Here is a 19,279-nt window from a genome sequence, read left to right as displayed (position 1 = left end):
ATCAAATTGGATTTCAAAATAATTACTCTTCTATTTTAAATAGTTTACTTTCTTGAGATAATTCCACAACAATATGAGCCTTATCAAGTAAGCTTACGGGCAACTTATCCTTCAGAATAGAAACCACTAATTGAATATTTTCTTTATCTACATAATCTGCTACTTTAATCAGTTGATTATCATGCATTAATTCTTTTTTGTCATTTAAAAGGAAGTGCAAACTCGGTATTTTTTCCTCATCAGCAAATAATATAGCCGCAAGATCAAAACATAAAATTTCACCTTGTTTTTTGCCTGAGCTTAAATTAGCATTGAATGCGCTGAATTTATATATTTGCTGCTGGCTCTTTTTATGAATAACTTTATCATACTTCAATGCATATTTCTCACCATACAATTCAAAAGAAATCTCAGAAAAATGTTTATTAAACTTATGAATTTGGCCTTTTAACTTTTCTTCAAAACTTCCTGAAAATAAAACATCATCAATGACTTTAATTTGAGCATCAATATCACTAATATTTTTCTCTACTTCATCTAACTGCGAGATAATACTCTCATATTCACCCTTAATTCGATACTTATCATTTAACTCAGTGATAACCTTCTCTAACTCCTCAAAGGAATCACCTTTAGATATAGTCATTGCCAACTCTTTCTCCTGAGATAACAATGTATTTAAGTTCTTTTCTTCAGTCTCAATTTTTCCAGTTAAAGAAGGTAAATCAGCAGTAATAAACTTAATTTTTTCTACAACCATATTGTTGTGGTATGCTACTAATTCTTCAAAGGTCTTTTGTAAGTTAGAAATATTTGCGTTAGCCTCAGCATACAGTACTTCCAATTGCTTCAAGTCAATATTAGCCTTGCTATTTTCAATCTCTCTTTTGGCGTCTTCTATGAGGTTCTTTCTAATTTTCATTTTACTTATGTTTGAACTGCTTTTATTTATTTGAAATTTTACGAAGTTAAGTTGATCTAACTGATTTTCAAAATTTTCGTTTAAATTAAAATTTGATTTTTTCTCATTTAATTGAGCTATTTCTGTTTCAATCATTTCTAAAGCAATTTCATAAGCTGTTTTGGTTTGCTTTTTTTCCAGTCTTTCCTTGAAGGCTTCTTCTTGTTTTATTTTTGCCACTAATGCTTGCTTTTCTGCCCCTTCATCAAAGTCACAACCTAATAAGAACAAATATAAAGTCTCATATTCCACATCAGAGGTATACTTGTCCAAAGTCTTAAGCGTATTACTTATATTCTCATCCTTGTATCTAATATTGTGAGAGATGATCTGTCTGAATGTGGGTTTCTCAGCCTTATGGTTGGGAAAAAGAAGCCTCTGTAACTCATCTTCAAAATCCTTATCTAGTATTGACTTTCCATTAATTTTCCTTATATTCTTTTTTCTTGACAAAAAATTACGCTCAATTACTACTTCATCTGACGCCTCATCTGATAAATCCTCAACAAGAATGAGAGTAATCAGTACTTCCTCGGTTACAAGAAAATCTTTAACCAACTCATAGACTTCCTTTTTATTCTCTGTATCAGAATATATTATTGAAGCGTTAGACCCTAAACAAAAGTCAATTAGCTTTAATACTGTTGTTTTCCCTACATTATTCCCAGTAGATTTATCATCATTGGATGGTGTTTCGTCAATGATTAGGTTCAAACCGGATTTAAAAGTCAGTTCCCTTATTGTCCCTGTGCGACTCGTTATTTTCAGTGTTTTTATGAACATAATTCCACCCATCCATCTTCGTCTATCTTTGCAAAATCAATTAGATAAAGCCAATCTAAACAAAGCATGAAAGTGGGAAAAGACATGTTATATTGGCTCTTAATCCTTTGATACAGATCAAATACTTGTTGTTTGGCATGTTGTTTAAGTTCTTTCAAAACTAAAGATCCATTATAGTAAATGCTAAGCTGTGGATGTATATTATCCGGCAATAACATGGCTATATCCCTCCGGATTCTTAAAAATTTTGCATCGTATGAAAGCATCTACGACTAAAATACAGACGCAGAGTTCCAATTCTTCATACGGAATTTCAATATAATTTTTGCTCTCGACAATTATCTTGGTTATGTTATCAATTATACTGTAGAAAAGTTCTTTAGAGTTAGCTTTTTCATGTTGATGCATCGTATACTGCTTTTTGATAATTTGAAAAACGGAAAAGCTTTTATTAGAGCCTTCCCTATCAAACTCAGCATATTTTTCATCTAACTTTTGGTAAAATATCTTGTAATCATCAATTGTGTCTTTGACGTCCGATAAATCATTGAAGGTTATTTTCTTATCAATCTCAAAGGAATTAATCTCTGGTGATTCAATACAGTTAGCAAGATTTTCATTTGCGAGTATGTTTATGATGGTCGCAAGATTCGTATCAACTTTAAGTAAATCAACATCATTTCCAAGTTCCTTTTTTACAAACTCAAATACCTCACGCTGTTTATCAATTTCCATGCTCAGTATAACATTTAATAATGTGTTTATATCCACAATATCATCCGAGGGAGAAAAAGCAGCATTATGTGGATTAATAAAACTCATATCACGAAGTTTGGTTGCATCCTTAGCAATTGAAACAAAAATGAAACGGTAACCGGAATACCTACGGAATATGTCCTTATTTAATGAGCCTTCAATTTTTTGCTTTGTACATGTTGAAGATACTTGAGCGACAACTTTGTGGTCTACATCCACCAAATCAATACCTTCAACATTCTGCTTAAGTATATTCATATTAACCAACGTAAATCCAAACAATAAATTCATTAATTCAGCAAAAAACGTCTCTGAATATATATTCAAATCCAATAAATTGATCTTTCCTCGTTTTTCAATTCGTCTTGCCAAAACCTCCAGCTTTTCTTCTATATAATTGAAGTATTTACTTCGATTCATTAGCCAATCATACCCCTATTCAAAAAGGATTTAAACCACGTTCATTGACTATTCGACAAATCATTGGAAATTCCTCTCCCATTGAAGCCATAAAAAAAGCGTCTAATTAAAGACGCTCCACACACTTTACTACATGTCTACACACTCGACCTCAAAACCAAGGTCCAGCACGACCGAAACCTCAATTGTTTCTTTTAGAACCTTATTTTTGAAATCGGAGCCATCCCTCGTAAAAGTCGTAAACGGCGCAAAGTGCTGAAAACAAAGGATTTCTAGGTATCTTTGCGTTGCATTCCTATTACTACCTCCACATGCACCGTATGCGGAAACATATCCACCGGAGTCACCTCGACGGTAGTGTATCCCCCATCCTCCAGCACCCGCAAATCCCGTGCCAAGGTGGCCGGGTTGCAACTCACATACACAACCCGCTCAGGCTTCATCTCGAGAATGGTGTCCAGCAGGCGTGGGTCGCAGCCCTTGCGCGGCGGGTCGACGACGATGACGTCGGCCTCAATCCCCTCCGATTTCCACCTTGGAATTACATCCTCAGAAGCTCCAACTTCAAACGTCACATGCTTCATCCCGTTCAACTCCGCATTGACCCGGGCATCCTCGATTGCTTCCTTGACGATCTCGACGCCGTACACCTGCTCCGCATGCTGCGCCAGGAACAGCGAGATCGTACCGATCCCGCAGTAAGCGTCGATCACCGTCTCCTTGCCCGTCAACCCGGCATACTCCACTGTCTTTCGATAAAGAGCCTCCGTCTGCACAGGATTCACCTGATAGAAGGAGCGGGCCGAGATGGCAAACTGCACATCTCCAATGTAATCATAGATCACATCTCTTCCCCATAGGACAAGCGTCTCGTCTCCGAAGATCACATTAGTCCGTTTGGTATTCATATTTTGGCAAATGCTAACCACATCCGGAAGACGCTCACGAATACTGCCAATCCAGGCATCCAGATGCGGGATATCCCGTCCATTGGTTACGAGAACCAGCATCATTTCTCCCGTACGAAAAGCTTTCTTCACCACTACATGGCGCAGCAGTCCGCGCCCCGTCTCTTCGTTATAAGCGGAAATGCCCAGTTCACTGCCGAGCTGCTTCACCACGGCGACAGCGGCGTCATTATCCTCATGCTGGATCAGACAAGTCTCCATATCCACGATCCGATGACTTCCCCGGGCATAGAATCCGCCCACAAGTCCGCCATCCGCCGCCCCAATCGGTACCTGGCCCTTGTTCCGATAGCGCCATGGCTCATCCATCCCGAGCGTCGGCAGCACTCGGATACCCTCACTAAAACTGTCTGCTGTTGCTCCCAGTAAATCTCCCGAATTGAATCGGGAATGATCGGAGCCATCCCGAGAACTTCCGGTCGCCTTTCCTGCTGCGTACACCTCGGTCGCCACACGTTCTCCATCCGTCGTCGCAGCCCTCAAGTAACTATCCTTCTGCTCCCCCGCGATACGCAGCTTGCCGATCCGCTCCAGCGCATCGACGACGTGCTGCCTTTTCCAAGCCAGCTGTCCTTCATAGCTGAGATGTTGAAGCTGACAGCCGCCGCACTGGTCATAAATCGCACAAGGAGCAGGTACGCGCTCGGGACTTGGTTCCACGATCTTTAGCAGCTTCGCATAGCCATACTGCTTCTTGGTCTTCAGCACCTTGGCCTGAATCACCTCACCGGGCAGCGCCGCCTGAACGAACAAGGTATAGCCCTCAACACGGCCCACGCCTTCTCCATCATGATTCATGCCGACCATCTCCAGTGTGACTACATCATTCTTGGCTACCGGAACACCTTCCAGCCGTTCATCAGCTTGTCCCTTCCTGCCTCGCCCTTGCTGTCCTTGATTCCTCTGCTGTCGCTTCATCTCATTGCCTCATTTCCAGAACATATTCCTGTATTAGGTTCAATCTTAAAATCAGTGTCTGACGTGATGGGGGAGTCAGGAGTGTTCCCTCAAAATAGCCTCATCCGCACAAAACCCCGCCGATCTCTGGCGGGGACTCATGAGCAAATTATAGCATCTCTTCACCTTAAAGCACAAAGCGCAGAACACAAAAGGCACATAATCACTTTCCTGCCCCATCTACGCAAAAATCCGCAAATGCTGCGGCAAAATCTCGAACACGCCGGGCAGCTCGCCGCCGAGCTCACCATCGAGATTAAGCAGCACATGATTCGGCGAGATCACTTCCATCCTTGGCGTCTTAAGATAGACAACATGCGGATCATTGAAATGATCTCCTCTCAGCGCCATCGTCACCAGGCGAATGAACTCAGCCAGATTGCATTTTCTTACCGCGATCACATCCAGCATCCCGTCATCAATCTCCGCTCCAGGCGCCAGCTTCTCGAATCCGCCGACAGAGTTGCTGTTTGCGATCAGGAACATCATGAACTCGCCCTCAATCGTATCATGTCCGGCTGCTTCAATGACCAAATGCATCGGGCTCAAATTGACCATCTTCTCGACGCCCTTTACATAATAAGCAAGCTGTCCGATCATCGTCTTCAGCCGGCTGGGCACCTCATACGTCAGTTCCGTCAAGGAGCCGCCTCCGGCAATATTAATAAAATGCCTTCCGTTCACTTTTCCGATATCAATCGGCCGGGTCTGATTCTGAATAATCAGATCACAGTAATCCTCCCAGCGCTTCGGAATCTTCATCGCCCTTGCAAAATCGTTCGTCGTCCCAAGCGGGAAAATGCCTAGCGGAGGCAGATGGCTCTGTCCCGCCATTCCGTTAATGACTTCATTCAGCGTTCCGTCTCCTCCCGAAGCGATAATGATATCGTAGCCGCGCTCACAAGCCTCCGCTGCCGCGCGTGTCGCATCCCCTTCTCCTGTTGTCGCATGGCAGGAGGTCTCAATCCCTGCCTTATCAAGCCGATCCAGGATGTCAGGAAGCAACCGCCGGATTTCTTCACGTCCGGAGGTTGGATTATAGATCAGCCTAGCTTTTTTCATCTCATCAACGCCACCTGTTATTCATTATCGTCCTCAGTACCTTCCCACTCACTGCTAGGGTGTACTAAGCAACCCTATTAGAAGGTATTACCCGTTTGGACGCAATTTAGTTATTCACTGATCTCATTATATTCAATATTTGCGCATACATCCAGCGGGCGACCAGAGGATGCGGCAGCAGCGGTTCCCCGGAATACCGGTATTGCAGGCCTTTAAGGCGGTCGGGAATGACCCTTTTCGTAAAATAACCCGCACTTAAAAATAAAGGAGCTACTATAACTCCATCCCCCATCTCCTCGGTATACCGGCTGACCTGTGACCGAAGACTATCCGGATTCAGCAGCGCATAATCGGCAGCGGCCAGGCCGCTGATCTCGCCGATTCGGGCAGACAAAGCAGCTATTCCTTCTTCCCATCGCTGCCTGAACCCGTCATGCCTGCTGCCATGGCCGACGAGAACAAGCGCCTCCCGTTCCGGCTGCTTCGATAATCCTCTCACCTTGTCCCAGACAAGCTCCGCGATCAACGGATCATCGTGTACAGGAACGCCAAGAAACACGCGTGCGGAAATACGGAGGCGCTCCATATCGGTCTCCTTCTCCGGCGTGCTCTTTATGCCTAAAGCATAGGTGATCTCATCTATATGCGTACTTCCAGAAGACACAAACAAGGGGATAACGATGATTTCCGTAATCCCCTGCGCTTCCAGTCGGTCTATTCCGTCCTGGATCAGTCTGCCCTCATGGTTATCCAGGAATACAGCTTCCACGGATATCCCTTCAGGGAGTAATTCCATCAACTCGGAAACCGTGCCGTCGACCAGCTCCGCCCACTCCGGGTCAGGAGAACCATGGCTAATGATGAGCACACCTGGCTGAACCGATTTGTTCAATGCAAGAGGCCCCTTCTTGTTCGTCATGATTGCATTCCTATCCTTCCCGTTCATTGAGGCGAGCCCGACTCCCTAGTGTTCAAAAATCAGCTTTTCAGCACCGAGAAGGTTGCGAGAACCCGAAGAAGAAGGGACGGAGTAGGCAAAACCTACATGAGTGAAATGCTTCCCAAGGAAGCATGCCTCGTAAGCATCCGCTCGGACTTCGAGGGTGAACGCAAGATTCGGTGTCGAATCAACCTCTTGAAACACTTCGTGATCAAAAGTTGACTTTTTGAACTACCTCTATTATCTGCCCAAGCGGTCCAAGGTCATCTTATAACCATCATTGCCATAATTCAGGCAACGCTTCACGCGGGATATCGTAGCCGTACTGGCTCCGGTCTCCGCTTCGATCTGGTTATAGGTATTCCCTTTGCCAAGCATTCGCGCCACTTCCAGACGTTGGGAGAGCGACTGAATTTCATTGACCGTGCACAAATCATCAAAAAAGATATAACATTCCTCGATGTCTTTCAATGTAAGAATTGCTTCGAATAATTGATCAATGCTTTTATCATTCAATTTCTTAAGCTGCACTGGATAATCATCCCCTACCATGACTTAAACACAACTCCATTGTACCTGAGTCAAGTCCCCCTTTTCAAGCATTAACGGTTTCACGCATTACAGAAAGAATGCCCAAATCCGGCAGAAGCCTAATAAATCGGGACATTCGTCTATACGCATTCGCCCCTGGACACATACAGTATAGTAAGCAATCGCCTAAGAAGGTGAAGAAATCTCATGCTGTTTGCCAACGATTCAGAATTATAGGAAAAGGATCGTGATATTCATGCCACATTATCAATCACCCCATCCGCAGCGCACAACCCGCAGCGCAGTTCCGCCTGCGTACCCGTATAGTCAATACCCGGGACTCGCTCCCCTGGAAGGTGCTGCAGAAGAGGTGCTCAAAGCAGAATCCTCCGCATTAGTACCGTACAGTCCGCAGGCGGGAGGCGCACTCTCACCGCTGGGAGGCGGAGCAGCCGATGCTGCGGCAAAGAGCGGAGGGCTGTTAGGCAGTTTAGGTAATCTGGGTAATCTAGGAAACCTGGGGGACATCAAAGGCATTATTGACCGGATGGGCGGCCTTGACGGCATTCTCGAAACGGTCGGCAAAGTACAGAAGGTAATGCAGACTGTACAGCAGTTTGCCCCCATGGCCAAAATGTTCACCGCATTTCTTCCCGGAGCTGCCGCCAAGCTTCAAGCAGGTGCGACAGCTGCTGAGGAGACTTCCTACTACAAGCCTTCCCGGCGTAAACGCAACGGTCGCCGAACCAAAAAAAGAAGCGGATCGGGCTCAAGCAGCCGCAAGAAGAACGTCAAACGCCGCCGTTAATGCCAACGGCGGCGTCTCTTTTATTTGAACCAGCCGCGCCTCAGAAACGCGAGAATCATCCAGACGGTCAGCACCGCCATCCCGCCCAGCACAGCGAAGTATCCGTATTTCCAGTCTAGCTCCGGCATGTATATGAAGTTCATCCCATAGATGCCCGCAATCAGGGTCAAAGGCATAAATACAGTGGTAATGACCGTCAAGGTCTTCATAATCCCGTTCATCCGGTTCGAATTAAGAGAGATATAAGAATCGCGCAGATCCGCCGTCATCTCCCGATCGCTCTCAATCATCTCCGAGAGCTTGAGCAAGTGGTCGTACACATCGGCAAAGTATGCCCGCGGCTCGTTCTCCCCTTGAATATGTTGCGAATTCAGGATTCGGTACATCATATCCCGCATGGGGACAATCGTCCGCCGCAGCTTTAACAGCCTGCTTCGCAGCTCGAATACCTGATTCATCAACAACTCCACAGACTCCTTGCTGCCCCGGTTCTCCAGCTCGTCCAGTTCGTCCTCAACGGCATATACACAAGGAAAATACTGATCCACCAGTGCATCAATAACAAAATAAGCAGCCACAAACGGTCCTCTCGTCCAGGACTTGCGGCCCTGTGTCCGGTGCTGCAATCCCTCCCATACCGCATCAATCTCGGTGATCGGACGGTGATGGAAGGAGACCATATAATTTGAGCCAATGAACAGGTTAACCTCTGCCGTTGCCAGGGTATCCGGGTCCAGCGCATGCAGCACCAGAAATTCGTATTCCTCGTAATAGTCGATCTTGGGACGCTGAAGCACATGAAGACAATCCTCAATAGCCAAGGGGTGAAAATGAAAACCGGTATCCAGCAGACAGCCCTCTTCATCGGTCGGCTCACTGAAATCAATCCAGCTCCACAGGTACTTGGTGTCCTGAATATCTTCCAACGAAATTCCGGCATCGACCCGATGATCATGCGTAATTCCCATTACTCGAATCATGAACGGCATTCCCCCTATAAGAAAAAGTTGAACTAATGATTTACGCTGGGGTAACGTGTGAAGTGAATTCACTTCACACATTGCCTTTTCTGCGTAGCTTCTTAGTTCAACTTTAGATAAGACCGAATAACAATTTGTACAATACACCGGCTAGTACAGCTACGATCGGAATGGTGATTACCCATGCAACCACGATCCGTCCGGCTACTCCCCATTTCACGGCAGAGAAGCGTTTCGCGGAGCCTACACCCAGAATTGCCGATGTAATAGCATGCGTAGTGCTGACCGGCAAGTGAAGCAATGTCGCTCCGAAAATAACCGTCGCTCCGGTAAGGTCGGCTGCAAAGCCGTTAATGGGTTCAATCTTGAAAATCTTCGTCCCCATCGTCTTGATGATCTTCCAGCCGCCGACCGAAGTCCCCAGTGCCATTGCGGTAGCTGCCGAGAGCTTAACCCACAGCGGCACCTCCATATGATCCTGGAATTTAGCCGTCACCAGTGCAAAGGTGATAATCCCCATCGCTTTCTGGGCATCATTCGTACCATGGGTGAAGCTTTGGATTGCCGCCGTGAGGATTTGCATGCTGCGGAAGCCTTTATTCACAGTATGAGGGCTGCGTCTGGCGAAAATCCATTTCAGAAGCATCATAATAATATAACCAACGGCAAATGCAATAATCGGAGACAGTACCAGGCCTTCAATAATAGTAATGAATCCGCTCCAGTTGAGCTTGTCCGGTCCCGCACCCACATATACCGCACCGGCAAGCGAGCCGATCAGTGCATGGGAAGAGGACGATGGAATACCAAGCCACCAGGTAATCAGGTTCCAAATAATCGCCGACAACAACGTTGCAATCAAGATTTCGAGACCGTTATCGAGCTTCGCCGGATCGGCCACACTGCCGCCGATCGTCTTGGCGACACCGGTAAACATGATAGCTCCAAGGAAGTTCATGCAGGCAGCAAGCATAATCGCTGTCCGCGGCTTTAGCGCCCGGGTGGATACCGATGTCGCAATCGCGTTGGCGGTATCGTGAAAACCATTAATAAAGTCGAAGCCCAGCGCAAGGATGATAACGATCAGAATAATTAGTAAACTTATATCCATAACTAGTCTGCACAGATGGGTCCTCTCTGTCTAAATCCGCGCAATTCCCAACCTCCCGTTGATCGATTCAAAAGCTTCGGTATTACGAATTACGCATAATGATGGATTCAAGCATGTTGGCAACATGCTCGCAGGCATCTGTCGTCGTCTCCAGGCGCTCATATATTTCTTTCTTCTTGATCAGTACAATTGGATCCGTTACTTTAGCAAACAATTCATTGATGCAAATCCGCAGCAAATCATCGCCCTGATTCTCCAGATCATTAAGCCGAATCGTATACTCGCGGATCGCAAGCAGCTTCTTTTCGGACAACAGATGGATAGCTTTTTGAATCTCATAGGCCGAATTGCGCAAAATTTCTGCAAAATGAGTGATATGCTCGTCCGGCTCGGACAGATGATACATGAAGAACCGGGAAGTCGTTGCCTCCAGACCATCCATCACATCGTCCAACGTCGTCGTCAGATTCATGATATCGTCTCGCTCGATCGGTGTGATGAACGTCTTGTTCAATTCAACGATGATCGTATGTGTATAACCGTCGCACTGGGACTCAAATTCCTTCATTTTCTTGGCGAATTGGTCCACATTGTTGAATTCCGTTACTTGTTGGGCGAAATAATCCGCAGCATGCACGATAGCGTCTGCCATGTTCTCTAAAGTTTGAAAAAAGATGTCCTTTTTCTTGACACGCATCTTGTTTCCCCTTTTCTTTAAATATACGAATTTACACTCCTATTACACTTTTAACACTGGCTTAACACACCTTGAATATCTTAACACAACAAATAAGATTGTAGGTAATAATGTCGCAAACATTTCAAACTCACAGCATAAATTTACCCAATCAGATACAAAACTATCCTTGCTTATACAATTTCAGACAATTATAGACTGGTAACTTCCTCATTCACCTTCAAATGGCTGTCAAAATCAGGCTTGTTCGGGACAATATTAAAATAGGTCGTTCCGGGGACAAAAGGAACCTCTATATTGTCCTTCACGAAGCGGATCACATCATCGGCGCGCCGGATCCATTGTCCCCGAATCATTTTTCCCTGCTGGAACAGCACGGCTTCTCCCCCCAGGTCCAGCTCAACCGATAATCTGCCGATATCGTCCAGCACCTTGTGATTCGCACCCATGACGACAACATTCGCTGCGGTCAACGTCTCTTTGCTCTCCAGATCGATATGAGGGCTCCCGTTAACAAAGCGCTCGTATAATCCGGTGGAAGCATCATATTGATATTGAACCTTATAGTTCTCTAGTTGAAACTTAATCTCTAGCTTTTGAGCTATTTCGCCTTCAACAGTCTCATCCGCACCCCGGAAGGTGTAGGATGGGACATCCATATCTTCTAAAGCATAGCCCCGCTTATTTGCTCCTTCCAGCAAGGTCTCCACATTGGAATACAAATTATGAGGTGCCTTGCGGGAACTATCCCGCCAGAAGAAGGAACCCGCATTCGTGATCTCATCGAGATCCTCCTTATGCTGACGTTGAAGAATGGCGTAAGCATCATTGCTCGCTCCGGCGTGGACAAGAACACCGTGGTAGCTCTCCCCAAGATCGATCATATATGGACGTATACTACGGATCGGGCCAATCTTGGCTCCATCCGCATGACTTTGAAAGATAGAGACTAACCGGGTAACTCCGCCTTCCGCCAACACTTCATAGACGATATCGGCCCCCAGCAGACCGGATTGAGGTCTGGCGGCCGGCGCGTTATTGACCATAATCGCCAATGGCCGGCGAGTAACCGGTTCATCCATGGGCATGCCTGTGAGCGGCGCCGTGTAAAGCGGAACCGCTGGCGCCTCGGATTCATCAGGCGTCGTTGTATCCTGCTCCGTAACAGGAGGCGAGTGCTCGTCCAGATCAGCAACCTCCTTGGCCGTATTGCATCCGGGCAGCAGAATTAGGCAAGCAGAGAGCAGTAATGAGAAGAAACTCAATTTAGGGTTGAATTTAGTCATATTTCCTCCGTCTAACTATTTGTAAATTCTATTATACGCTCTCGGGTATCCCGGAGAAAACCAAGAGTTGGCTGAAAATTAATAGAGTGTGTTCATCAAAAAGAATTTGAACGCAAAAAACCGCCATGAACCAAGAGACTCAAGAGTCTCCTGACGTCATGACGGCTGAATTAAAATCTAGGATTTGCTTCCGAACATCCAGCAATTCAGGCTGAGATTGCCAAATTCATATTCCTGATGCAGTTTGCTGGCACTACGGTCATTGTCGGAAGCGCCCATCGCATAGAGCAGGGGTGCAAAGTGCTCTGGAGCATATGATGGAACCGCTTCACGAGCATGGGGCGCGCGCTTATCATATTCAAACAACTGACGCAGATCCCAATTTGCGAGTTGCTCTTCAATCCATTTATCGAAGTCGACCGCCCACGATGAGGGCGAATCGCCGCTGCGCTCCAGCATTCGCAGATTGTGAACCAACCCTCCGCTGCCGATCACCAGCACATTTTCATCCCGAAGGGCCATAAGCATTTTGCCAATCGCATACTGCTCCGCAGGAGTACGTCTGGCATCCACCGATAAAGCCACAACAGGGACATCACATGCAGGAAACATTTCCCGAAGCACGATCCATGCCCCATGATCAAGACCTCTTCCCGCGATGCTCTTATAGGCCAGATTGCCGTCCTTGAACAGAGCTTCAATCTTTGCAGTCAGTTCAGAGCTTCCTGGTGCAGGATAATTGATCTCATATAGTTCATCCGGAAATCCGTAGAAATCATGAATGGTATCATGAACCTGATCGGAGGTCACGAATTGAATCGGGGAATCCCAATGTGCGGAGAACAGGACAATCGCTTTCGGTCTGGACAAGATCTCTTGTCCGAGCCTGCGTAAAAATGCCGTGTATGCGTTGTTCTCGATCGCCAAAGTTGGAGCTCCATGGGCAATAAATAAAGCAGGCTGAGTCATTCTATCAACCTCCCGGGCATTCGCCAAAGGATATATTTCCATTTTATCCCGAAAGGAAGCGATTTACCACATTTGCGAAAAAAGATTGAAGATTTTCAGTCTGCTTTCAGCTCTTGAAACGGATTAAATCATCCAATGCTGCCAATCACTTTGGGTCGTCTGAAGGCGTCCCAGCCAGGACAAGGTCGTCTGTAACAGCTGTTTGCGCGATTCCCCGGATGAGAAAGTATGATTGGCCTGAAAAATAATCTCCTTATCACAGCTTCCCTCGCTCCGCATCCAGAACACCTTCTGGTACAGAAACGCATAGTCTGCCGGAATGTCATCATCGGAGGTTCCGTGAATCACAAGCACATCGCCCGAGAACTTCAGCGCTTCCTGAAGCGGCTGGAAGTTGCCCAGGGAATTAAAGAACACAGGCGTCAATTCATAGCCTAGATAATCCGCACTTCCCTGCCCGATGGCCTGGTCATAGACCTGGCGTCCGGTTAATTTCACAATATCTCCGAATGGATAGCCGACCGCAGCCCATAGCACCAGATTTTTCACCCGGCGGTCACGGACAGCAGTCAGAAGTGCGATCATCCCGCCAAGACTATGTCCCAGCAAGGTCACACGGGTAGGATCAATGTCTCCGATCCCCAGCGCATAATCAAGCACTGCGCGTGTCTGGGCAATCATGGAATCCACACCCTCATTTCCATAGTTGCCGGTGCTTTCCCCGCAGCCCAGATAATCGAAGCGGACAGCCAAATAACCTTTAGCGGCGAGCTCTCTGGCGGTGTTCACGAACAACCGGTCAACCCCAATGCGGCTCCCGACAAAGCCATGGCAGATCACGACTAGCGGGGAACGCCCCTTACAACGCCCTTCCTGATTAGCTGTTGTCGGATAATGTATGCTTGCAGCCAACGACTCCTGTCCATACGGAATAATAATTTGACGTTCCATCCTTTTCCGCCCCCATTCCTATACAAATCATCGAATCAATCATATTAATATTAATCCGATAAGTTTAATAAGATTTAATGTAATCTTATATTAGCATTGGAATCGAAACGGTGTCAATCTTATTCCACTCGCTATTCGTAGGCCTGCCTCAAATAATGGCTGGTCATATCTGCCTCATTGATCTCAGACTCATTCATGTCATAACTCATCACAAGCACATCATCCTCCGAAGCCACTTCCTCCAGGCTTCCCCTAGAATGACTATTCAATAAACAGCGGCGAGTCAACTCCGATTCATCATAATCCATTACGGCTTCCCTCCAGAACCAATTTGCTGTAGTTTCGCCGTGAGGATAAGCCTTTTATACCTGTTCAAGAAAACGTCACATTAGGACTGATGTCTGCGTATCGGGGGCAACGTGTGAAGGGTGCTTACGATCGCTGTTGCTCGCCTAACGAGTCTCATTGAGATTTGCAGCTTTTTCCTCAGGTGAAGTATGATGACAATAGTATCTGTTTTCATTTTTAGCTATTAAGGAGCGAACATGACTTGAACAAGAAAATCAACAAGCCTGAGCTTCAGGCCATCAAGCTGCAAATGAATGATTCTCACCGCGCCTATTTCCAAGAGGTCTCCAAGCTTCTTTATAAAGCAACCGATAAATCAACCCGATTAACTGAAGCTCGTGCTGATCGTGCGCTGCTCCAGCTTGCCAGACAAATCGTACGGCTTGAAGCTCAAGGGCGACCAGTAGATCAGCTGCTGCAAGGTCCGCCTGCCGCATTCGCCGAACAGTTGGCGGATGATATCAAGATGCGCAGACCGCGCACCACCCAAGACAAGCTGCATTATTATGTATTGATCGCCTGGTCAGCTATAACCTGGGTATTTTTTATCTATATGTTTCGAGGCTATTTTAACTTATGGCTTGAAGGAACCGTCCCTAGGTACGAAATCAGCTCGACCCTTTTGCTGCTGATTGCCGCCCTTGCCGTGGCTTCGATCGAGCTCATGACCCGCTTTCTGGGAACAGGCTCGCGAAATATCAAAGAGGAGACGCCTGGCGTCCCCTCCCGCAGAAAACTTAGTTTGAAGTCATTGGGAATGTATGTTGTCTTTGTTGTATTGGTAAGCGCCGCAGGTCTGATTCTGGATCGCATGCTTCCAGTCTTCCCGGTGACCCCGTTGGAGAGCCTGATCGTTTTTGCCGTTGGACTCGTCGGACAAATCGGGCTCTTCCGCAGCTCCAAATAAGCATTAGATTTCGAGCTTTTTACGAATCGGCCATGCCATCAGCCAGAGCAGCAGGACGGCTGCAACAAGTTCAAATAGGAAGCCGCCCAACCCTGTTCCCAAGGAACTGACCGTAACTGTATCCGGAACCGCCGCGGGACCTGATTCGATCTGAACAATCCCGAAGTTAGTTGCACTGCCAGCTTGTCTGAACACCGTCTCACTGATCGAGCTGATGATATTTGAAAGAATGATAAATACGATAATGCCTACCCAGACCCCGGCCTTCCCGCGGATGTTGACCATAGCGCCAACCGTCATGGAGAAATAAATCAACAGCATAACGAAGAAGGTACCCCAGATTCCGCTGGCAGCAGCAATGATCACATCCCATGCCGTAAGCTGCAAATTGCCAAGTTCCAGGAAGGCTGTGAGGTCACTCCAAGGAATCAGCAATAGACCATGCGCGGCAGCGATGACGAATACCGCCATCATGATAAGCGTACTGAACAACAAGGATGACAGCACGTGGTAGATCGGATGGATCGGAACCAGTCTCCGTTGATATGACTTGAGATTTTTGATGTATCCTTTCGAGCCGGTAATGACCATCACGACCATGGCGGATACATACATCATCAGACTTACAGCCAGCCTGATCATCGGGTCCCACCCGCGGGCAGTCCCGACCCAGTGGAACAATAGTTGAGCTATAACCAGTACAGCAAGAACGCTATAGATTGTATTGGAATCTCTTTTCCAATCGTATTTAAACAGCTTCATCATTCAGCGAACACCTCCTTGAACAAATCCTCCACGCTTTTTCCGTGCTTGCTCCGCAACTGCTCTACTTCATCCTGGAGAACAACCTTCCCCTGCTTCAGGAATAACACCTCATCAAAGATCCGTTCAATCTCGCGCACCAAATGCGTGGAAATCACAATGCTGCTGTCCTCGTCATAGAACTCCAGTATTGCATCCAGAATGCGGGCTCTTGCTACCGGGTCAACTCCTCCGATCGGCTCATCCAGCAAATACAATCTGGCTTTCCGGGACAAGGTCAGCGTAAGCTGCAGCCGCTCCAGCATTCCTTTCGATAGTGTGCTGACCCGGTCGCGGTCTCTCAGATTCATGAATTCAAGCATCTGGCCTGCTTTGTTCTCATCAAAGTCGGGATAGAAGTCCCGCTGCATTCTAATCGCCTCATATACACGCATCCAGCTCTCCGTCAGCGGACGGTCAGGCATAAATGCCACCTCAGCCTTGGACTCCAGGCCTGCCGGTTTTCCCAGCACAGTTGCACTTCCTTCATAAGGAATCAAGCCTGCGGCGATTTTCATGAGTGTACTCTTACCGCTCCCATTCGTACCCAGCAGCCCTACAATTTTACCTTTGCCAATGGATAACGAGACTTGATCCAGCGCTTTTTTCCCCGCATAATTTTTCGAAACACCTTGCAGGTGCAAAATTTGATCCTTCATTTCACTGTCCTCCTTCTATTCCTCACGCGAAAATCCAACTTCCTCGGCCACTTCACTAAAATCATAACGGTCATTTGAGAGCCGGCGGATTTTTGTCGTCTACCGCTTCGGCAATAATCGCTGCAATATCCTTGTTAGCGAACCCAAGCTCCTGCATCCCGGTAATAAACCGCTGGATCAAATCTCCGGCCATTTCTTTTTTGATCGCCATAATCTTAGCCTCCTCGCTGGTTACATATCGTCCTAGCCCGCGCCGTGTCTCTACGACCTCTTCCCGTTCCAGTTCCTGAAAAGTCCGCTGTACCGTATTCGGGTTAATCTGAAGCTCGGCCGCCAGTTCCCGGACGGAAGGAATTTTGTCTCCTGCCTTGAGCTTGCCCGTCACAATCTCCCGCTTGATATAGCTCATGATCTGTAAATAAATAGGCAGGTTATTATCAAATTCAAGTGTCACATGATCTCCTCCCTTCGACCTTCCTTTGTTTCATTTTATGATTATTTTCAAACTGTACCTGTGTCATAGTTAAATAGTACACTAGTATTTTGTTGTTGTAAAGTGTTTAGATACATAAAAAACGGCCCAAAAAAGGCCGTTTAAGGTCTGCCGGCTATTAAAGCCTTATTCAGACGGCTTACAAATACTCGTTATTCCAAAACTGACTGCTCTCAATAATCGCCTCACTGCTAAGCTTGCGCTTCATATAGCGGTTATCCGACTTTACCAAGGCGGCAAAAATCAGATCGATGACGTACAGAAACGTAATATGCTCCGACAAAAAGGCGCTGTTTCTCACCGACAGTTTATCCGAGGCAATGATTTTGATGTCTGCGTACTGAGTAACCGAAGTGGAATTATAGCTAGTAAGCGTAATGACTGTAGCGTCGCTCTGGCTTGCCAGACTGAGACTGTCTACGATTTCCCGCACCAGGCCGGAACGGGTAATCGCGATCACGACATCCCCTCCGGTGCACATGGACCCGGAGAGCTTCATATTGTAGGTATCGTTGTAGGCAAATGACTTGATGCCGATCAGATCCAGCTTCTGGCGCAGTTCCTGCGCCGCAAGCCAGGAGCTTAGAACCCCAAAAATATAGATGTTTTTAGCCTTGGCGATGGCCTGAGCCGCCTTGGCTATCTCTCCCGGGTCGATCAGCGCCGCTGTGCTCGTTATCAGATCGTTATAATCGAAGGCCAACTCGTCGGAAAAAGGGATATCCTCTCGCCGCTTGGACTTGTGGTTCATATTGCGGTAATGCGTGTCCTGGGCGATCGCAATTTTGAAATCGTTGAAGCCCTTAAAGCCGACCTTTTTACAGAAACGGTTAATGCTTGCTTCTGACACACCGATTTCGGCCGCAATAGAAGTGATCGTGTTCTGAATGACGTAATCCGGATTGTCCATGACGAAGTTGGCAATCTCATTTTCGCTGAATGTCAGCTTATCTTTGCTAGATATAATTTTGGCAACAACCGCATTCGTTTGGCTGCTCATATGTACCCCCCGCGCAATACCTTCTTCCGTTCCCATAGTTTATCAAAATTCGACTACAAATGATAGTCAAACGGCCCCGCGGCGCAAGGCATGCCGGGGGGCCGGGAAAGTTAAGGAAGCGCACAGCCGAAGAGAATCCGATTATTTCGCCGGTTCTACCGTTTCCGCAACAGCCAGGGCAGACTCCCATCCCAAGCGCCAGTTCCGCTCCAGGACGTCATATTCGTCTTCGGTCAACTGGCCGCTTTCTCTCATATAGAAGTAATCGAATAGATTCGGCAGCCAATCCACACCTGTGAAGCCCTTGCTGAAGGCATGAGCGGCGATTTCAGAGCAGCGGACGATCGTCGCGCTGCGCCGAAGCGGGCCGAAGGACAGCGTCGTTACCGGCGGCAGCAGCTCGTTCGTGAAGCCGTGGCCGCTGTACTCCAGATAATGATAATATTCATGTGCCAGGTGAATGTCGACCATATCATTGAACGACAGCGCCGCTTCCGGCAGATAGCGCTGACAGGCTTGCTCCAGCTCGTGCAGCGAGCTGCGGTAAACCGTAATAGCCCGTTCCTTGTCAGAAAATTCGATCTCTGCCCGGAACCGCACTTTCCCAAACGTGCTCTCCCCGTCGGCGATCGTCACCGAGATGCCTGCCGCCCGGCACAGTTCGCGGATACCCTTCCCTTCCTTCCGCGCAGCAGCGGCCAATTCCGCTCCGCGCTCCAGCGACCGCTGGACATAGAAGGCTACACGGCTTTGCGGAATTTTATGAAACAGCAAATCCTGGGTCAGCTCTGCATAGGCCATCACCTGCTCGTCTGGCAGCAGCAAATGTTCTTTCGCCATTACGTTCCCGCTCTCCTTTCATCCTGAATAGCTCTATCCCGCACTCTTCGC

21 protein-coding genes are annotated in these 19,279 nt (G+C 47.2%); 2 read left to right on the top strand and 19 right to left on the bottom strand.

Features of this window, described 5'->3' with window-relative positions; translation table 11 throughout:
- Nucleotides 1-22: 22 nt before the first annotated feature.
- The 7 genes from KQJ23_RS04365 to KQJ23_RS04335 all read right to left on the bottom strand — a co-directional run bounded on the left by KQJ23_RS04365 (nt 23) and on the right by KQJ23_RS04335 (nt 7,378).
- Nucleotides 23-1,744, bottom strand: coding sequence for a DUF2326 domain-containing protein (locus KQJ23_RS04365; protein WP_216477465.1), 1,722 nt, complete (start codon nt 1,742-1,744; stop codon nt 23-25).
- Nucleotides 1,735-1,962 (bottom strand): ABC-three component system middle component 6, encoded by a 228-nt coding sequence (locus KQJ23_RS04360; RefSeq protein ID WP_216477464.1) that lies wholly within the window; start codon nt 1,960-1,962, stop codon nt 1,735-1,737. The genes KQJ23_RS04365 and KQJ23_RS04360 overlap by 10 nt, the downstream gene beginning before the upstream one ends.
- On the bottom strand, nt 1,946-2,920 hold the full coding sequence (locus tag KQJ23_RS04355; RefSeq protein WP_216477463.1) for an ABC-three component system protein: 975 nt from the start codon (nt 2,918-2,920) through the stop codon (nt 1,946-1,948). Before KQJ23_RS04355 ends, KQJ23_RS04360 begins: the two co-directional genes overlap by 17 nt.
- Before the next feature lie 272 nt (nt 2,921-3,192).
- Nucleotides 3,193-4,806 (bottom strand): 23S rRNA (uracil(1939)-C(5))-methyltransferase RlmD, encoded by a 1,614-nt coding sequence (gene rlmD, locus KQJ23_RS04350; protein ID WP_216477462.1) that lies wholly within the window; start codon nt 4,804-4,806, stop codon nt 3,193-3,195.
- A 219-nt stretch (nt 4,807-5,025) separates the two neighbouring features.
- Nucleotides 5,026-5,907, bottom strand: coding sequence for a diacylglycerol kinase (locus KQJ23_RS04345; RefSeq protein WP_216477461.1), 882 nt, complete (start codon nt 5,905-5,907; stop codon nt 5,026-5,028).
- Between the two features lie 106 nt (nt 5,908-6,013).
- Nucleotides 6,014-6,826, bottom strand: a complete 813-nt coding sequence (locus tag KQJ23_RS04340; RefSeq protein ID WP_216477460.1) for a sirohydrochlorin chelatase — start codon at nt 6,824-6,826, stop codon at nt 6,014-6,016.
- Nucleotides 6,827-7,087: 261 nt separating this feature from the next.
- Entirely contained in the window at nt 7,088-7,378 is a 291-nt protein-coding gene (locus tag KQJ23_RS04335) for a YerC/YecD family TrpR-related protein (RefSeq protein WP_216477459.1), read from the bottom strand.
- Between the two features lie 256 nt (nt 7,379-7,634).
- On the opposite strand from KQJ23_RS04335, the gene KQJ23_RS04330 reads away from it, so the two are divergent.
- Nucleotides 7,635-8,186 (top strand): hypothetical protein, encoded by a 552-nt coding sequence (locus tag KQJ23_RS04330; protein ID WP_216477458.1) that lies wholly within the window; start codon nt 7,635-7,637, stop codon nt 8,184-8,186.
- 20 nt (nt 8,187-8,206) lie between these two features.
- Here KQJ23_RS04330 and corA read toward each other — a convergent pair whose 3' ends face one another.
- From corA to KQJ23_RS04295, 7 genes are all read right to left on the bottom strand, one after another.
- Nucleotides 8,207-9,166 (bottom strand): magnesium/cobalt transporter CorA, encoded by a 960-nt coding sequence (gene corA, locus KQJ23_RS04325; RefSeq protein WP_216477457.1) that lies wholly within the window; start codon nt 9,164-9,166, stop codon nt 8,207-8,209.
- Nucleotides 9,167-9,278: 112 nt separating this feature from the next.
- On the bottom strand, nt 9,279-10,277 hold the full coding sequence (locus KQJ23_RS04320) for an inorganic phosphate transporter (protein ID WP_216477456.1): 999 nt from the start codon (nt 10,275-10,277) through the stop codon (nt 9,279-9,281).
- Nucleotides 10,278-10,359: 82 nt separating this feature from the next.
- Nucleotides 10,360-10,974: a DUF47 domain-containing protein gene (locus KQJ23_RS04315; RefSeq protein WP_216477455.1), complete on the bottom strand. Its 615-nt coding sequence runs from the start codon at nt 10,972-10,974 to the stop codon at nt 10,360-10,362.
- 191 nt (nt 10,975-11,165) lie between these two features.
- Nucleotides 11,166-12,260, bottom strand: coding sequence for a DUF3048 domain-containing protein (locus KQJ23_RS04310; protein WP_216477454.1), 1,095 nt, complete (start codon nt 12,258-12,260; stop codon nt 11,166-11,168).
- 177 nt (nt 12,261-12,437) lie between these two features.
- Nucleotides 12,438-13,229, bottom strand: a complete 792-nt coding sequence (locus KQJ23_RS04305) for a DODA-type extradiol aromatic ring-opening family dioxygenase (RefSeq protein WP_216477453.1) — start codon at nt 13,227-13,229, stop codon at nt 12,438-12,440.
- A 123-nt stretch (nt 13,230-13,352) separates the two neighbouring features.
- Complete coding sequence (locus tag KQJ23_RS04300; protein WP_216477452.1) at nt 13,353-14,180, bottom strand: alpha/beta hydrolase family protein; 828 nt, start codon at nt 14,178-14,180, stop codon at nt 13,353-13,355.
- A 131-nt stretch (nt 14,181-14,311) separates the two neighbouring features.
- On the bottom strand, nt 14,312-14,488 hold the full coding sequence (locus tag KQJ23_RS04295) for a hypothetical protein (protein WP_216477451.1): 177 nt from the start codon (nt 14,486-14,488) through the stop codon (nt 14,312-14,314).
- 242 nt (nt 14,489-14,730) lie between these two features.
- Between KQJ23_RS04295 and KQJ23_RS04290 the strand changes: the two genes are divergently transcribed.
- Nucleotides 14,731-15,435, top strand: a complete 705-nt coding sequence (locus tag KQJ23_RS04290) for a hypothetical protein (protein WP_216477450.1) — start codon at nt 14,731-14,733, stop codon at nt 15,433-15,435.
- 3 nt (nt 15,436-15,438) lie between these two features.
- Here the strand turns inward: KQJ23_RS04290 and KQJ23_RS04285 are convergent, their stop codons facing one another.
- The 5 genes from KQJ23_RS04285 to KQJ23_RS04265 all read right to left on the bottom strand — a co-directional run bounded on the left by KQJ23_RS04285 (nt 15,439) and on the right by KQJ23_RS04265 (nt 19,228).
- Nucleotides 15,439-16,200, bottom strand: coding sequence for a hypothetical protein (locus KQJ23_RS04285; protein WP_216477449.1), 762 nt, complete (start codon nt 16,198-16,200; stop codon nt 15,439-15,441).
- Entirely contained in the window at nt 16,197-16,895 is a 699-nt protein-coding gene (locus KQJ23_RS04280; RefSeq protein ID WP_216477448.1) for an ABC transporter ATP-binding protein, read from the bottom strand. The genes KQJ23_RS04285 and KQJ23_RS04280 overlap by 4 nt, the downstream gene beginning before the upstream one ends.
- A gap of 70 nt (nt 16,896-16,965) precedes the next feature.
- Entirely contained in the window at nt 16,966-17,349 is a 384-nt protein-coding gene (locus tag KQJ23_RS04275; RefSeq protein ID WP_216477447.1) for a GntR family transcriptional regulator, read from the bottom strand.
- A gap of 178 nt (nt 17,350-17,527) precedes the next feature.
- Nucleotides 17,528-18,388 (bottom strand): MurR/RpiR family transcriptional regulator, encoded by an 861-nt coding sequence (locus KQJ23_RS04270; protein ID WP_216477446.1) that lies wholly within the window; start codon nt 18,386-18,388, stop codon nt 17,528-17,530.
- A 141-nt stretch (nt 18,389-18,529) separates the two neighbouring features.
- On the bottom strand, nt 18,530-19,228 hold the full coding sequence (locus tag KQJ23_RS04265; RefSeq protein ID WP_216477445.1) for a hypothetical protein: 699 nt from the start codon (nt 19,226-19,228) through the stop codon (nt 18,530-18,532).
- Nucleotides 19,229-19,279: the final 51 nt, after the last annotated feature.

Source organism: Paenibacillus brevis (assembly GCF_018919145.1).
GTDB lineage: Bacteria > Bacillota > Bacilli > Paenibacillales > Paenibacillaceae > Fontibacillus > Fontibacillus brevis.
This window is presented reverse-complemented; position numbering and strand designations above follow the sequence as displayed.

Excerpts from the sequence above, each read along its gene's own strand:
- KQJ23_RS04355 (WP_216477463.1), bottom strand. The coding sequence starts at position 2,920 with ATGAATCGAAGTAAATACTTCAATTATATAGAAGAAAAGCTGGAGGTT.
- KQJ23_RS04265 (WP_216477445.1), bottom strand. The coding sequence starts at position 19,228 with ATGGCGAAAGAACATTTGCTGCTGCCAGACGAGCAGGTGATGGCCTAT.
- KQJ23_RS04320 (WP_216477456.1), bottom strand. The coding sequence starts at position 10,277 with ATGGATATAAGTTTACTAATTATTCTGATCGTTATCATCCTTGCGCTG.
- KQJ23_RS04270 (WP_216477446.1), bottom strand. The coding sequence starts at position 18,388 with ATGAGCAGCCAAACGAATGCGGTTGTTGCCAAAATTATATCTAGCAAA.
- KQJ23_RS04365 (WP_216477465.1), bottom strand. The coding sequence starts at position 1,744 with ATGTTCATAAAAACACTGAAAATAACGAGTCGCACAGGGACAATAAGG.
- KQJ23_RS04310 (WP_216477454.1), bottom strand. The coding sequence starts at position 12,260 with ATGACTAAATTCAACCCTAAATTGAGTTTCTTCTCATTACTGCTCTCT.
- KQJ23_RS04305 (WP_216477453.1), bottom strand. The coding sequence starts at position 13,229 with ATGACTCAGCCTGCTTTATTTATTGCCCATGGAGCTCCAACTTTGGCG.
- rlmD (WP_216477462.1), bottom strand. The coding sequence starts at position 4,806 with ATGAAGCGACAGCAGAGGAATCAAGGACAGCAAGGGCGAGGCAGGAAG.
- KQJ23_RS04340 (WP_216477460.1), bottom strand. The coding sequence starts at position 6,826 with ATGACGAACAAGAAGGGGCCTCTTGCATTGAACAAATCGGTTCAGCCA.
- KQJ23_RS04280 (WP_216477448.1), bottom strand. The coding sequence starts at position 16,895 with ATGAAGGATCAAATTTTGCACCTGCAAGGTGTTTCGAAAAATTATGCG.
- KQJ23_RS04300 (WP_216477452.1), bottom strand. The coding sequence starts at position 14,180 with ATGGAACGTCAAATTATTATTCCGTATGGACAGGAGTCGTTGGCTGCA.
- KQJ23_RS04295 (WP_216477451.1), bottom strand. The coding sequence starts at position 14,488 with ATGGATTATGATGAATCGGAGTTGACTCGCCGCTGTTTATTGAATAGT.
- KQJ23_RS04285 (WP_216477449.1), bottom strand. The coding sequence starts at position 16,200 with ATGATGAAGCTGTTTAAATACGATTGGAAAAGAGATTCCAATACAATC.
- corA (WP_216477457.1), bottom strand. The coding sequence starts at position 9,166 with ATGATTCGAGTAATGGGAATTACGCATGATCATCGGGTCGATGCCGGA.
- KQJ23_RS04315 (WP_216477455.1), bottom strand. The coding sequence starts at position 10,974 with ATGCGTGTCAAGAAAAAGGACATCTTTTTTCAAACTTTAGAGAACATG.
- KQJ23_RS04360 (WP_216477464.1), bottom strand. The coding sequence starts at position 1,962 with ATGTTATTGCCGGATAATATACATCCACAGCTTAGCATTTACTATAAT.
- KQJ23_RS04330 (WP_216477458.1), top strand. The coding sequence starts at position 7,635 with ATGCCACATTATCAATCACCCCATCCGCAGCGCACAACCCGCAGCGCA.
- KQJ23_RS04345 (WP_216477461.1), bottom strand. The coding sequence starts at position 5,907 with ATGAAAAAAGCTAGGCTGATCTATAATCCAACCTCCGGACGTGAAGAA.